General features: G+C 63.3%; 18 protein-coding genes. All 18 read right to left on the minus strand.

Annotated elements, in window-relative coordinates; genetic code table 11:
* Positions 1 to 65: 65 nt before the first annotated feature.
* The 18 genes from JL811_RS08960 to JL811_RS09045 all read right to left on the minus strand — a co-directional run bounded on the left by JL811_RS08960 (position 66) and on the right by JL811_RS09045 (position 13,931).
* Entirely contained in the window at positions 66 to 680 is a 615-nt protein-coding gene (locus JL811_RS08960) for an NADH-quinone oxidoreductase subunit J (RefSeq protein ID WP_202688249.1), read from the minus strand.
* Complete coding sequence (locus tag JL811_RS08965; protein ID WP_202688250.1) at positions 677 to 1,087, minus strand: carboxymuconolactone decarboxylase family protein; 411 nt, start codon at positions 1,085 to 1,087, stop codon at positions 677 to 679. The genes JL811_RS08960 and JL811_RS08965 overlap by 4 nt, the downstream gene beginning before the upstream one ends.
* Positions 1,084 to 1,587 carry an NADH-quinone oxidoreductase subunit NuoI gene (gene nuoI / locus JL811_RS08970; protein ID WP_202688251.1) on the minus strand — a complete coding sequence of 168 codons (504 nt, stop codon included), beginning with the start codon at positions 1,585 to 1,587 and terminating at the stop codon, positions 1,084 to 1,086. Before nuoI ends, JL811_RS08965 begins: the two co-directional genes overlap by 4 nt.
* 3 nt (positions 1,588 to 1,590) lie before the next feature.
* Positions 1,591 to 2,628: an NADH-quinone oxidoreductase subunit NuoH gene (gene nuoH / locus JL811_RS08975; RefSeq protein ID WP_202688253.1), complete on the minus strand. Its 1,038-nt coding sequence runs from the start codon at positions 2,626 to 2,628 to the stop codon at positions 1,591 to 1,593.
* A 66-nt stretch (positions 2,629 to 2,694) separates the two neighbouring features.
* The gene (locus JL811_RS08980; RefSeq protein ID WP_420496774.1) at positions 2,695 to 3,102 is read right to left on the minus strand and encodes a hypothetical protein; all 408 of its coding nucleotides are present in this window, start codon (positions 3,100 to 3,102) and stop codon (positions 2,695 to 2,697) included.
* A 3-nt stretch (positions 3,103 to 3,105) separates the two neighbouring features.
* On the minus strand, positions 3,106 to 5,115 hold the full coding sequence (gene nuoG, locus JL811_RS08985) for an NADH-quinone oxidoreductase subunit NuoG (protein WP_202688255.1): 2,010 nt from the start codon (positions 5,113 to 5,115) through the stop codon (positions 3,106 to 3,108).
* A gap of 2 nt (positions 5,116 to 5,117) precedes the next feature.
* The gene (locus tag JL811_RS08990; protein ID WP_202688257.1) at positions 5,118 to 5,528 is read right to left on the minus strand and encodes a DUF5333 family protein; all 411 of its coding nucleotides are present in this window, start codon (positions 5,526 to 5,528) and stop codon (positions 5,118 to 5,120) included.
* Positions 5,525 to 5,815 (minus strand): hypothetical protein, encoded by a 291-nt coding sequence (locus tag JL811_RS08995; protein WP_202688259.1) that lies wholly within the window; start codon positions 5,813 to 5,815, stop codon positions 5,525 to 5,527. The genes JL811_RS08990 and JL811_RS08995 overlap by 4 nt, the downstream gene beginning before the upstream one ends.
* The gene (nuoF, locus tag JL811_RS09000) at positions 5,812 to 7,107 is read right to left on the minus strand and encodes an NADH-quinone oxidoreductase subunit NuoF (protein WP_202688261.1); all 1,296 of its coding nucleotides are present in this window, start codon (positions 7,105 to 7,107) and stop codon (positions 5,812 to 5,814) included. The genes JL811_RS08995 and nuoF overlap by 4 nt, the downstream gene beginning before the upstream one ends.
* Before the next feature lie 12 nt (positions 7,108 to 7,119).
* A complete protein-coding gene (locus JL811_RS09005) occupies positions 7,120 to 7,341 on the minus strand; it encodes a DUF5337 family protein (protein WP_202688263.1) in 222 nt (73 codons plus the stop codon).
* A 3-nt stretch (positions 7,342 to 7,344) separates the two neighbouring features.
* Positions 7,345 to 8,472 (minus strand): NADH-quinone oxidoreductase subunit E, encoded by a 1,128-nt coding sequence (locus tag JL811_RS09010; protein ID WP_202688265.1) that lies wholly within the window; start codon positions 8,470 to 8,472, stop codon positions 7,345 to 7,347.
* The gene (locus tag JL811_RS09015) at positions 8,472 to 9,680 is read right to left on the minus strand and encodes an NADH-quinone oxidoreductase subunit D (RefSeq protein WP_202688514.1); all 1,209 of its coding nucleotides are present in this window, start codon (positions 9,678 to 9,680) and stop codon (positions 8,472 to 8,474) included. The genes JL811_RS09010 and JL811_RS09015 overlap by 1 nt, the downstream gene beginning before the upstream one ends.
* The gene (locus tag JL811_RS09020; RefSeq protein WP_202688267.1) at positions 9,680 to 10,609 is read right to left on the minus strand and encodes a sulfotransferase; all 930 of its coding nucleotides are present in this window, start codon (positions 10,607 to 10,609) and stop codon (positions 9,680 to 9,682) included. The genes JL811_RS09015 and JL811_RS09020 overlap by 1 nt, the downstream gene beginning before the upstream one ends.
* A complete protein-coding gene (locus JL811_RS09025; protein WP_202688269.1) occupies positions 10,575 to 11,177 on the minus strand; it encodes an NADH-quinone oxidoreductase subunit C in 603 nt (200 codons plus the stop codon). The genes JL811_RS09020 and JL811_RS09025 overlap by 35 nt, the downstream gene beginning before the upstream one ends.
* 12 nt (positions 11,178 to 11,189) lie before the next feature.
* The gene (locus JL811_RS09030) at positions 11,190 to 11,738 is read right to left on the minus strand and encodes a NuoB/complex I 20 kDa subunit family protein (protein ID WP_202688271.1); all 549 of its coding nucleotides are present in this window, start codon (positions 11,736 to 11,738) and stop codon (positions 11,190 to 11,192) included.
* Positions 11,729 to 12,094 carry an NADH-quinone oxidoreductase subunit A gene (locus tag JL811_RS09035; protein WP_202688273.1) on the minus strand — a complete coding sequence of 122 codons (366 nt, stop codon included), beginning with the start codon at positions 12,092 to 12,094 and terminating at the stop codon, positions 11,729 to 11,731. Before JL811_RS09035 ends, JL811_RS09030 begins: the two co-directional genes overlap by 10 nt.
* Before the next feature lie 189 nt (positions 12,095 to 12,283).
* The gene (locus JL811_RS09040) at positions 12,284 to 13,066 is read right to left on the minus strand and encodes a crotonase/enoyl-CoA hydratase family protein (RefSeq protein WP_202688275.1); all 783 of its coding nucleotides are present in this window, start codon (positions 13,064 to 13,066) and stop codon (positions 12,284 to 12,286) included.
* The gene (locus tag JL811_RS09045) at positions 13,044 to 13,931 is read right to left on the minus strand and encodes a hydroxymethylglutaryl-CoA lyase (RefSeq protein WP_202688276.1); all 888 of its coding nucleotides are present in this window, start codon (positions 13,929 to 13,931) and stop codon (positions 13,044 to 13,046) included. Before JL811_RS09045 ends, JL811_RS09040 begins: the two co-directional genes overlap by 23 nt.

Consider the following 13,931-nt stretch of genomic DNA (forward strand, 5'->3'; position numbering starts at 1 on the left):
CGTTCCCTCCGGGTCCGTTGCCCCGTTGTAATTCCGCGTGGCCCCTTGCGGCGGGGCCGTTCTATTTAAAGGCCCTGACCGGGCTTCACATCCTTGAGTTCCATCGCCTTGGCCGGGTCGCGCCACATCTGATGCAGCACGTTCTGGCGTTTGACGTCCTTGCGATGGCGCAGCGTCAGCACGATGGCCCCGATCATCGCGACCAGCAGGATCATCCCCGCAAGCTGGAACAGCAGCAGATACTGATCATAGATCAAAAGGCCAAGCGCGCGGGTATTCTCAACCTCGGCCATGTCGGGCGTCACCGCCTGACGCAGGCCAAGCGCGCCATCGGCCTGCACCCATGCGCCATAGGTCAGGCCAAGCTGCATCAGGATCACGATACCGACCAGCAGCGCCAGCGGCATATGCCGTGCCATTTCACCCTTCAACTGCGCGAAATCGACATCCAGCATCATCACGACGAACAGGAACAGCACCGCAACCGCGCCGACATAGACGATGATCAGCAGCATCGCGACGAATTCCGCCCCCAGAAGGACGAAAAGCCCCGCCGAAGACAGGAAGGCAAGGATTAGCCACAGCACCGAATGCACCGGATTGCGGCTGATCGTCACCAGAAGCCCTGCCGTCACGACCGTGATGGCAAAACCGTAAAAGGCCAGATCGGCGACGGTCATTCCTTCGTCTCCTCTGTCTCGGCAAAGACGGATTGAGCAATCTCAAGCGCCTTCTGCATGGCGGGCAAGCCGCCGAACATGCTCATCTGCCAGATCACCTCGGCGATCTCGCGTTTCGTGGCCCCCGCCGCCAAGGCGTTGCGGATCGTCAGGCGCAGTTGCGCATCGGCCTGCGCGCCCAGAACGGTCAGCGCCGCGACAGTCACCAGAAGCCGCGTGCGCGCATCCAGCCCCTCGGGGTTGAAGGTCTTGCCGAACCACGCCTCCAGCATGTCCCTGGGCATGGTCGGGAACAGCTTCTCGAAGCCCTTCACATCCACGCCGTCAAAGGCCGGAGAGAAGGCTTTGGCCATGACCTCGCCCTGCTCCATCATCGCCTTGACCATTTTTGCGAAATCGTCGGTCATCTGTAGGGCGCATCCGTTTCAAGGTTCCGCGCGATCTCGGCTTCCCAGCGGTCGCCATTCGCCAGCAGCTTTTCCTTGTCATAGAATAGCTCTTCGCGCGTTTCGGTCGCGAATTCGAAATTCGGCCCTTCGACAATGGCATCGACCGGGCAGGCCTCCTGACAGAAACCGCAATAGATGCATTTCGTCATGTCGATGTCATAGCGCGTGGTGCGGCGGCTGCCGTCATCGCGCGGTTCGGCGTCAATGGTGATGGCCTGCGCGGGGCAGATCGCCTCACACAGTTTGCAGGCGATGCAGCGCTCTTCACCATTGGCATAACGGCGCAGCGCGTGTTCCCCGCGAAAGCGCGGAGAAAGCGGGCCTTTTTCATGCGGATAGTTCAGCGTCGCCTTGGGCGCGAAGAAATAGCGCATGCCAAGGCCGAAGCCCTTGATGAAGTCCATCAGCAGGAAATACTTGGCGGCGCGGGTCCAGTCGATTGCGCGTGCGTCACCCATGGTTCAGCCTCCCATCGTCCAGCGGGCCCAGAAACCGCCCATGACTTCGAATTTGGCAAGGAACGCCACCAGCACGACCCAACCCAGCGACAGCGGCAGGAACACTTTCCAGCCGATCCGCATCAGCTGGTCATAGCGGTAGCGCGGCACGATGGCCTTCACCATCGCGAACATGAAGAAGAAGAAGGCCATCTTGGCGACCATCCACAGTGCCCCGTCGGGCAGGCCCGGAATGGGCGACAGCCAGCCGCCGAAGAACAAGAGCGACATCAGCGCGCACATCAGGAAGATCGCGATATATTCGCCCGCCATGAACAACAGGAAGGGCGTCGAGGAATATTCGACCTGATAGCCCGCCACCAGTTCCGATTCCGCCTCGGGAAGGTCGAAGGGCGGGCGGTTGGTTTCGGCCAGCGCCGAGATGAAGAACAGCGCCACCATCGGCAGATGCGGCAGCCAGTACCAGTTGAACAGGCCAAAATCGCCGCGCTGTGCCTCGACAATGGCCCCGAAATTCATCGAACCGGTCGAAATGATGATCCCGATGATGATCAGCCCCAGCGAGACCTCATAGGAAATCATCTGCGCGGCGGAACGCAGCGAGCCAAGGAACGGGTATTTCGAGTTCGAGGCCCAGCCCCCCATGATGACGCCGTAAACCTCAAGACTGGAGACGGCGAAGACAAAGAGGATCGCGACATTGATATCCGACAGGACCCAGCCGTGATTGAAGGGAATCACCGCCCAGGCCAGGATCGCCAGAACGAAGGACAAAAGCGGCGCCAGAAAGAAGACCGGGCGGTCCGCCCCTGCGGGCACCACGATTTCCTTCATCACATATTTCAGCGCATCGGCCACCGATTGCAGAAGGCCAAAGGGGCCAACCACGTTCGGGCCACGCCGCATCTGCACCGCCGCCCAGATCTTGCGATCCCCGTAGACGAGAAACAGCAGCGAGATCATCACGAAGCCGATGACCAGAAGGCTTTGCGCCGCGATCAGGACCGCGATACCAAGGCCCGTTTGCAGAAAATCAGACATGTCGCCCTTTATCCCTCAGCCGTTCTTCTTCGTCATTCATCGTCACAGGTCCCGGTTGGCCCGGGGTCAGATCGTCGGGATGCCCTGCGCCGCGCAGTCGCGCACGGTCACTTCGGCATCAATCGTCGCCAGTCCGGCCGGCAGCGCCGCCGAGATGGTGTAAACCGCATCGCCGCGCCAATTGCCACCCGTTTCCGCCACTTGTGTGCGCACATGGCGCGCAAATCCCGCACCCCGGATCAGCGCATATTGCGCAGCGGCGCAGCGCGCATAGGCATCGACATCCGCCCGGTCGCGCGCGCCCTGCATGGCGACATGGAAATTCACCAGATCGCCATCCAGCAGCACGGTGCTGATCCCGCCATAGGCCGGATCGAAATCCGAACGCGCGGTCACGCCTTCACCCGCCTGCACGCAGGCGGCCAGCCCGGCAATGGCCGGACCCAGAAGGACGAGATGCGCGCGCAGGCCCATGGTTTACTCCGCCGCCAGCGGCTGTTCGGCCCGGGCCTTGGCCATGGCCTGCAACTCCCCCATCAGCGCCGAGGCGCGGGCGACGGGATTGGTCAGGTAGAACTCACGCAGGCCGGGCTGGAAATCGGCCCGTGCCGGTTCCCGCAGCGGAATGCGCGACCATTCGTTTTCGGCCACTTCGTCAATCGCGCCCAGATGCGGCACCGCAGCCACCATCCGGCCGCGCAGCGCGGCAAGGCTGTCCCAAGGCAGTTTCGCATCCAGTTCGGCCGAAAGCGCGCGCAGGATGGCCCAGTTCTCTTTCGCCTCGCCGGGGGCGAAACCGGCGCGCATTGCCAGTTGCGGACGCCCTTCGGTATTGACGAACAACCCGTTTTCCTCGGTCCATGCGGCGGCAGGCAGAATGATATCGGCGCGATGCGCGCCCCGGTCGCCATGGCTGCCCTGATAGATCACAAAGGCCCCCGGGGCGATTTCCACCTCATCGGCCCCCAGATTGTAGATCACCTCGGCCCCGTCCAGCGCGGCCGACAGCCCGCCATCAGTAACCGCATCCAGATCCATCGCCCCTGCGCGCGAGGCAGCACCATGCAGGATCAGCAGTTTCGCGCCCATCGCCTCGACCGCCTTCATGGTCTGGCTCAGGACGGCCTCGCCATCGGCCTCCCGCAGGGCACCCTGGCCCAGGATCACCACCGCGCCCTCTTCGGTCTTGGCCGATGCGGCGAGTTTCACCAGCGCGGCACGGTCCGTGCCCGGATGGTCGTAATCATAGGTCAGATCTGCCGCCGCCCCGATCAGCACGACCTTTGCGCCGCGCAGCCATGCCTTGCGGATCCGCGCATTCAGCACCGCCGCCTCATTGCGCGGATCGGTGCCGACCAGATAGATCGTCTTTGCGCTGTCGATCTCCTCGATCGTCGCCGTGCCGACATAGGCTGACCGGTTGCCTGCGGGCAGTTTCGCGCCATCGGTGCGGCATTCGACCTTGCCGCCCTGCCCTTCCAGCAGCGTCTTGAGGCTGAACACCGCCTCGGCCGGGGCCAGATCGCCGATCAGACCGGCCAGCTTGCGACCCTTCATAGCTGCCGCCGCTGCCTTCAGCGCCTCATCCCATCCGGCGCGGCGCAGCTTGCCGTTTTCGCGGATATAGGGCGTGTCCAGCCGCTGCCGCCGCAGACCGTCCCAGACGAAACGCGTCTTGTCGGAAATCCATTCCTCATTAACGCCATCATGGTTGCGCGGCAGGATGCGCATGACTTCGCGCCCCTTGGTGTCGACGCGGATGTTCGATCCAAGCGCGTCCATCACGTCGATGGTTTCGGTCTTGGTCAGTTCCCAGGGCCGCGCGGTGAAGGCATAGGGTTTTGAGGTCAGCGCCCCGACGGGGCAAAGGTCGATGATATTGCCCTGCAGGTTCGAGGACAGAGTCTCATTCAGATAGCTGGTGATCTCGGCATCCTCGCCGCGCCCGGTCTGGCCCATCTGGGTGATGCCCGCCACCTCGGTCGTGAAGCGCACGCAGCGGGTGCAGGAAATGCAGCGCGTCATCGTGGTCGCAACCAGCGGGCCAAGGTTCAGGTCCTCGGTGGCGCGCTTGGGCTCGCGAAAGCGGCTGAAATCGACGCCGTAGGCCATGGCCTGATCCTGCAGATCGCATTCGCCGCCCTGATCGCAGATCGGGCAATCCAGCGGATGGTTGATCAGCAGAAACTCCATCACGCCCTCGCGGGCCTTCTTGACCATCGGCGAAGTGGTCTTGACCACCGGCGGCTGGCCTTCCGGCCCCGGGCGCAGATCGCGCACCTGCATGGCGCAGCTTGCCGCCGGTTTCGGCGGGCCGCCCACGACCTCGACCAGACACATGCGGCAGTTGCCGGCAATCGTCAGACGCTCATGATAGCAGAAACGCGGGATTTCCACGCCCGCTACTTCGGCGGCCTGGATCAGCGTCATCGCGCCGTCAACCTCGACTTCGATCCCGTCGATGATGATTTTCTTGAGGTTGCTCATGGTCAGTTCACCCTCAGTAAACGGCCGACCTGGCTGTTACGTTCAATTTCGGCGCGTCCTGCGGCACAATGGCCCGGGACATCACCCTCTTTCGCGCCCTGCGCGGCAAGATACGCCGCCGCAGCAGCCTTGACCCGCGCCTTTTCGGCCCGGTCCTCGACATGGGCCCGGATTTCCTCTTCCGAGAACCCGGCCTGCCGGGCCAGATCGGCAAGGCCGCGCATATAACCCATGGCGCGCAACCGCCGCGCCTCGATCTGCGGGCAGGTTTTGCGGATCGCATTGCCGATGGCAACCACCGTCAGCCCGTCATCCACCGCCCTGACATCACGCAAACTGCGCGCATCCGCCGCCAGCGGTGCCGCAAGCCCCGCCATCAGCGCCAGAACCGCCATCCGTGCGGTCGCCCTCATGCGCAGCCCTCCACGATCAGCCAGCCATCGCCGACAAACCGGTCGCGGATCGAGCTGTTGGCCCGACCCTGACAGAAGCGGTCTGCCGCGCGACGGGCCTCCATCCCTTCCCAGTTCTGGAACGGCCGGTCCAGCCGCCGCACCAGCACCGCCTGCGACGGGCGGCGCGTCACCTCATAGGTGACACCGTCCAGCATGACGGGCCCCGGGGCGACAGGCGCCACCGCAGGCACACAGGCGGCCAGCGCCAATGCCGAAAGTGTCAGAGGAACGGCCTGCTGATTCATTCCGCCGCCATTGCCCCCATGCGCCCGGTTTTCTTCGCCTTGATGCGGTCCTCGATCTCCTCGCGGAAAGCGCGCACAAGGCCCTGGATCGGCCAGGCCGCCGCATCGCCAAGCGCACAGATCGTATGGCCTTCGACCTGTTTGGTGACGGAAATCAGCATGTCGATTTCCTCGACCTCGGCCTCACCCCGCACCAGACGGTCCATCACCCGCATCATCCAGCCGGTGCCTTCCCGGCAGGGCGTGCACTGGCCACAGGATTCGTGCTTGTAGAATTTCGACAGCCGCCAGATCGCCTTGATGACATCGGTGGACTGATCCATCACGATCACAGCCGCCGTGCCAAGGCCGGAACGCTGTTCACGCAGCCAGTCGAAATCCATGATCGCATCGTCGCATTGCGCCTGCGTCAGCAGAGGCACGGATGACCCGCCCGGGATCACGGCCTTGAGGTTCTTCCAGCCGCCGCGCACCCCGCCGCAATGGCGGTCCAGCAATTCCTTCAGCGGAATGGACATCGCCTCTTCGACCACACAGGGGTTCATCACATGGCCCGAAATGCCGAACAGTTTGGTGCCCGCATTGTTCGGGCGGCCAAAACCGGCAAACCATTCCGGCCCGCGCCGCAGGATCGTCGGCACAACGGCGATGGATTCCACGTTGTTCACCGTGGTCGGACAGCCATAAAGCCCCGCCCCTGCCGGAAACGGCGGCTTCATCCGGGGCATGCCCTTCTTGCCTTCAAGGCTTTCCAGCAGCGCGGTTTCCTCGCCGCAGATATAGGCACCCGCACCGTGATGCAGATAGCAATCGAAATCCCAGCCGGATTTCGCGGCATTCTTGCCCAGCAGACCCGCGTCATAGCATTCGTCCAGCGCCGCCTGCAGCGCCTCACGTTCACGGATATATTCGCCGCGAATGTAGATGTAGCAGGCATTCGCCCCCATCGCGAAGGACGCGATCAGCGCCCCTTCGATCAGCGTATGGGGATCATGCCGCATGATCTCACGGTCCTTGCAGGTGCCCGGCTCGGATTCGTCGGCATTGATGACCAGATAGGCGGGCCGTCCGTCCGATGCTTTCGGCATGAACGACCATTTCAGCCCCGTGGGAAAGCCCGCCCCGCCCCGGCCGCGCAAGCCGCTGGCCTTGACCTGCTCGACGATCTTGTCGCGCCCGCGCGCGATGATCTCGGCTGTGCCATCCCAATGGCCCCGCTGCTTCGCCCCGGCAAGAGAGCGGTCATGCATCCCGTAGAGATTGGTAAAGATGCGGTCCTGATCCTTGAGCATCTGCTCTCTCCTTCACCCCTGACGCGCGCGCCAGATCTGATATGTCACGACCAGCGCCCAGAAGAACGCAGCCAGAGCGGCAAAATCGAACAGAAAGGCAAAACGCGCCTCCAGTCCGATCCGCCCGCCAATCCATTGCGCCCCCAGCCAGACCAGCATCGTGCCCGCAATCACAAAGGCGACAAGTCGCGCCTTGCGGGCCAGAATGCGGTCATGATCGGGGTCGGTGCGCATCGGTCAGACCACCCCGCCCTTGGCCAGAACCCTGGCTTGCGCCACCCAGTCGTCGCGGGTGACACGGCCCTTGAACCCTTCAAGATTCTCATCAACCCAGGCCACCTCGGCCCCGGTCCAGTTCGCGATCTGATCGAAATGATAGAAGCCCAGGCTGTTGCACAGTTCTTCAAGCTTGGGCCCGACCCCCTTGATAAGCTTCAGGTCATCCGGCTTGCCGCCGCGCGCCGATTTCAGCCCCGCAGGACGGTCGGCATCGGAAGACACATGCGTCGTCTCGGCGGTGCTGACCGCCTGATCCACGGGCTTGGCACTGGATTTGGCCGGGGCCTCCTGCACGGTGATGCCGGTCTCATCTGCGGGCACGCCCTTCCCCGGCTTCGGCTCGGCCTGTTTCGGCCCGCCTTTCGACGGATCCGCAGGTTTGCCCAGCCAAGGCGTCAGGATCGGCACCTCGGTTCCGTCGATGCGCTTGACCGTGTCGCCGAGATCGACAGCCAGTTGAACCGATCCGTTATGGTCCATGCGGCCCTTTTCATGATCCTTCAGGCTGGTCAGGCCCGACAGCGGTTCGGATGCGTAGCGGCCATTCTGCGGACCGGGCAGCGGAACCTCACCCTTTGAAAAGCGGGTGATCAGATCGCGCAGGGTGTCGGGCGTCAGATCCTCATAGTAATCCTTGCCGATCTGGGCCATGGGCGCATTGGAACAGGCCCCCAGACATTCAACCTCTTCCCAGGAAAACTTGCCATCCGCCGACAGGGTATGCGGCAAGGGAGAGATCATTTCCTTGCAGACGGCAACCAGATCCTCGGCGCCGCAGATCATGCAGGACGTGGTCCCGCAAATCTGGATATTCGCAACAGAACCAACAGGTTGAAGCTGGAACATGAAGTAGAAGGTCGCCACTTCCAGCGCCCGGATATAGGCCATGCCCAGCATTCCCGCGACATGTTCGATTGCCGGGCGGCTCAGCCAGCCCTCTTGTTCCTGCGCGCGCCACAAAAGCGGAATGATCGCCGAGGCCTGACGGCCCTCGGGATATTTCGAGATCTGGCCCTCTGCCCATTCTTGATTGGCGGGGGTGAAGGCGAAATGGCTGGGCTGTTCCTTGTGAAGACGGCGAAGCATTAGCGGTCGATCTCCCCGAACACGACATCCATCGTGCCGATGATGGCAGCGACATCAGCCAGTTGATGCCCCTTGCTGATATGGTCCATGGATTGCAGATGCAGGAAACCCGGCGCGCGGATCTTGGCGCGGTAGGGTTTGTTCGTGCCATCGGCCACCAGATAGACACCGAATTCGCCCTTGGGCGCCTCGACAGCGGCATAAACCTCACCCGCCGGAACGTGGAAGCCCTCGGTATACAGCTTGAAGTGATGGATCAGAGCCTCCATCGAGGTTTTCATGTCACCGCGTTTGGGCGGGGTGATCTTGCCGCGCGCCAGAACTTCACCCGGTTCCTTGCGCAGTTTTTCACAGGCCTGACGGATGATCGAGGTCGATTGCCGCATCTCGGCCATGCGCACAAGGTAACGGTCATAGCAGTCGCCATTCTTGCCGACGGGGATCTGGAAGTCGAATTCGTCATAGCATTCATAGGGCTGCGCGCGGCGCAGATCCCATGCAAGGCCCGATCCGCGCACCATGACACCCGAATAGCCCCAGTCGAGGATCTCCTGCTCACTCACGATGCCGATATCGGCATTGCGCTGCTTGAAGATGCGGTTCTCGGTCAGCAGCCCTTCGATATCATCCAGAACGCGCGGAAATTCCTGCGCCCAGATGTCGATATCCTCAATCAGTTCGGGGGTCAGATCCTGATGCACCCCGCCTGGACGGAAATAGGCCGCATGAAGCCGCGCCCCCGAGGCGCGTTCATAAAAGCCCATCAGCTTTTCGCGTTCCTCGAAGCCCCAGAGCGGCGGCGTCAGCGCGCCCACATCCATCGCCTGCGTGGTGACGTTCAACAGATGGTTCAGCACACGGCCGATCTCGGAGTACAGAACGCGGATGATCTGCGCGCGGCGCGGCACAAGCGTTCCGGTCAGCTTTTCGATGGCCAGACACCAGGCGTGTTCCTGATTCATCGGCGCAACATAATCCAGCCGGTCGAAATAGGGCAGGTTCTGCAGATAGGTGCGGCTTTCCATCAGCTTTTCGGTGCCACGATGCAGCAGGCCGATATGTGGATCGCAGCGTTCGACAATCTCGCCGTCAAGCTCCAGCACCAGACGCAGAACGCCGTGGGCCGCAGGATGTTGCGGGCCGAAGTTGATGTTGAAGTTGCGGATCTTCTGTTCCCCGGTGCGGGCGTCGTCGAAGCTGCCATCCATCATGTCACATCCTCACCCATGTTCCGCCGCCAGCTTGCCGGAAGTCTTTCGGCATAGTGACGCGCGACATATTCATATTGCGGCCGCAGGATCGACCGGGCGCGAGCCCGTTGCGCCTCGGGCATCGCAAGTTCCGGCCCCGCCAGAACCCGCGTGCCAAAATCGGCGGGGGCGCTGCGGATGTCCAGCCAGTCGCACAGCCGCGACAGCCCCGGCAGGGACAGGAGTTCCTCCTGAAACAGCACAAGACGACGACCGGGGGCTGCCACCGCGCGCAGCCGTTCCAGCGTTGCGGCATAATCACCCCGTTCCAGCGCGCCCTTGCGGCGTCCCGCCAGCACGTCATCCAGCATGGCAAAGGCCAGATCGGGCACGGAATCCATGGCCCTTGCCGCCCGGGCCGCCATCATGCGCACCTGGCTCCACAGCCGCGAAACAGGATCGCGCAGCAGATACAGGAACCGCACATCCGGGGCCATCCCGGCCATGCCGCGCAGCCGCGCCTCGGGCAGCATTCCATAGGAAGGCGTGATATCGGCCATCACAGGCCGCGCGCCGCGCCCGCCCTCAAGATAGGCCAGATAGGCCGGAATATCCTCACACCGCCGATCCAGAACCTCGGCCCAGTCATTCACATCGGCCAGCTTCTGCAAGGCCCGGTCGCGCGACGCGCCTTTGGCCTTGTCCACCTGCCGCATCAGTTTCTGCGCGAAACCGGTATGCACCTTCAACTGCCGCTCAAAGGCACCGCTTTCCAGCGTGTCAAAGTAATGCAGTTCCTTGATCGCGCGCAGATGGCAGTCGGGATGCGCCGACAAGTGGTTGTAAAGCCAGGTTGTCCCTGCCTTCGTCGCCCCCACACACAAAAGGATTGTCGGACCGCCCGCCACCGGATCAGCCCTTGGCCTTGTCATCACCGGGAAGCACATATTGCGCGCCTTCCCAGGGGGACATGAAATCGAACTGCCGGTATTCCTGCACCAGTTTCACCGGCTCATAGACGACGCGCTTCTGCGCCTCGTCATAGCGCACCTCGGTATAGCCGGTGGTCGGGAAATCCTTGCGCAGCGGATGGCCGCGAAAGCCGTAATCGGTCAGGATGCGGCGCAGGTCGGGATGGCCGGTGAACAGGATGCCGAACATGTCGAACACTTCCCGCTCAAACCAGTTGGCCGCCGGAAAGACCGGCGTGATCGAGGGCACCATCTCGGATTCATGCAGCGCGATCTTCAGGCGGATGCGTTGATTGCGATACATCGACAGGAAATGATAGACCACGTCGAACCGCGCGGGCCGGGCTGGGTGATCAACCGCCGTGATATCGACCAGCGTCGAGAAACGGCAGGTCGCATCGGTTTTCAGCAATTCGACCATCTGCACCAGAAAGGCCGGCAGCACCTCGATCGTCAACTCGTCAAAGGCGACGCTGGTTCTGACCACCGCATCGGGGCGGCGCATCTCGATCAGGGCGGCAAGCTCTTGCAAGGCTTCGGACATGGGCGGGCCTCCTCAGCGGACCAGAGTGCCGGTGCGGCGGATCTTCCGCTGCAACTGCATGATACCGTAAAGCAGCGCCTCGGCCGTGGGCGGGCAGCCGGGCACATAGATATCGACGGGCACGATCCGGTCACAGCCGCGCACCACCGAATAGCTGTAATGATAATAGCCGCCGCCATTGGCGCAGGACCCCATCGAGATCACATAGCGCGGTTCGGGCATCTGGTCATAGACCTTGCGCAGCGCAGGGGCCATCTTGTTGGTCAGCGTGCCCGCCACGATCATCAGATCCGACTGGCGGGGACTGGCGCGCGGCGCGGTGCCGAAGCGTTCGACATCATAGCGCGGCATCGCGACATGGATCATCTCGACCGCGCAGCAGGCCAGACCGAAGGTCATCCAGTGCAGCGACCCGTTGCGCGCCCAGTTGATCGCATCCTCGGTCGAGGTCAGCAGAAACCCCTTGTCCTGCAATTCGCTGTTGAGCGCCTGCGTCGCGACCTCACGGTCTGCCCCGGCGGTGTTGACCCCGGTCTGCAGCGGATTTGACGTCACTCCCATTCCAGCGCCCCCTTCTTCCATTCATAGGCAAACCCGACCGTCAGCACGCCCAGAAAAACCATCATCGACCAGAAGGCGGTCATGCTGACCTCCCCGAAGGCCACGGCCCAGGGGAACAGGAACGCCACTTCCAGATCGAAGATGATGAACAGGATCGAGACGAGGTAGAACCGCACGTCGAACTTCATCCGCGCATCGTCAAAGGCGTTGAAGCCGCATTCATAGGCCGACACCTTTTCAGGGTCCGGGCTGCGCACCGCAAGCACCAGGGCTGCAAGGATCAGCACCAGCCCCAACCCGACCGCAATCGCGAGGAAAATCAGAATCGGCAGGTATTCCCGGAGAAGTTCGTCCACAAGGGGCTCCTATCGCTGGCGACATGCTTGCCTCTGCCGCTGCCGGGCAGACTGTTCTTTGGCTCCGTTTACTCTGCCCCCCTGTCGGGGTCAACCGAAGGCGGATGCCAGAGCAGCCTTCAAAAGCGCGCAAAAGCCGCATGTATGCGATGGTATACCAAAATTCTTCTGCAATGCGGCACGAAAAGCTCAGCGCACCCAGCCGGGCTTGCGTTTTGCAAAGAAGGCCGCGATTCCCTCGGCTGCCTCATCGCCTTGCCAGCGGGCGACAAGGGCCCATACCGAATGGTCAATTGCAGCCTCGGCCGACAGCCCGCCCAGATCGCGGATCAGGGCCTTGGCCTCGGCCACCGCCCCCGGCGCGCAAGACAGATAGGGGATCACCTCGGCCTCGACCGCAGCGGCCAGATCATCCGCTGGCACCGCGCGCGCCAGCAGGCCCAGTTGCACGGCCTCCTCCGCATCGAAAAGCCGGGCCGACATGAAAACCCGCCGTGCCATGGCCTGCCCCATGCGGGCAACGACATAGGGGCCGATGGTGGCCGGGATCAGCCCCAGACGGGTTTCGGTCAACCCGAACCGCGCGCCCGTGGATCCGATGGCCACATCACAGACCGACATCATGCCGATGCCGCCGCCAAAGGCCTGCCCCTGCACCGCACCGATCAGGGGTTTGGGCAATTCGTTAAGCGCACGCAGCATCCCGGCCAGCCGGTGCGCCTCGGCCGCGCGGGTGTCATCATCTGCCGCCACCTGCGCGCGCATCCAGTCCAGATCACCGCCCGCGCAGAAGGTATCACCCGCCCCGGTCAGCACCACGACCCGCACTGCCGGATCGGCCCCCAGATCCGCCGCTGCCGCCGTCAGATCATCCATCATATCCGAGGACAGCGCATTGCGCTTGTCGGGCCGGTTCAGCGTCAGGGTCGCGACCCCGCGCGCATCGGTTTCAATCGTGATTGTCTGAGCCATGTCCGCCCTCTGCTGATCCGCGCCGCATCGCCTGCGCCAGTGCCTCCGCCGGGTCCATCACTGCCAGATCAAGCCCCGTCTGCCAGCCCTGCCCCGCCAGATGCCGCGCCACAGCGCCGGTCGCGACATTGCCCGCCGCCCCCGGCGCATAGGGGCAGCCCCCCAGCCCGCCGACCGCCGCATCGAAGACGCGCAGCCCGCGTGCCAGCGAGACATCGATATTCTCCAGCGCGCGGCCATTGGTGTCGTGGTAATGCCCTGCCAGCCGCGCGGGTGGCATTTCCTGCAACACGGCGGCCAGCATGGCGTCGATGGTTTCGGGGCGGCCCTGCCCGATGGTGTCGCCAAGGCTGACCTCATGACAGCCCATGTCGCGCAGCGCGGCCACAACCCGCGCCACCGATCCCGGCGGCACCGGCCCGTCATAGGGACAATCGGTCACGCAGGAGACATAGCCCCGCAGCGCGATCCCATGCGCAAGGGCCGCCGCCGCGACAGGGGCAAATCGGTCCAGGCTTTCGGCAATCGTCGCGTTCAGATTGGCGCGGCTGAACCCTTCCGAGGCCGAGGCGAAGATTGCCACCTCATCGGCCCGGGCCAGCGCCGCCGCCTCGAACCCTTTCAGGTTCGGGGTCAGCGCGGCATAGGCAATGCCCGGCGCGCGTCGGATGCCCGCCATCACCGCCGCCCCGTCGGCCATCTGCGGCACCCATTTCGGTGAAACAAAGCTCGCCACCTCGATCCGCCGGAACCCCGCGCCAGACAGGCAGTCGATCAGCGCGATCTTTTCCGCCGTGGGGATCGGGCGCTTTTCATTCTGCAGCCCGTCGCGCGGCCCGACCTCATAGATTTCGACGGTCTCCAC

The organism is Szabonella alba (assembly GCF_016765775.1).
Taxonomy (GTDB): domain Bacteria; phylum Pseudomonadota; class Alphaproteobacteria; order Rhodobacterales; family Rhodobacteraceae; genus Szabonella; species Szabonella alba.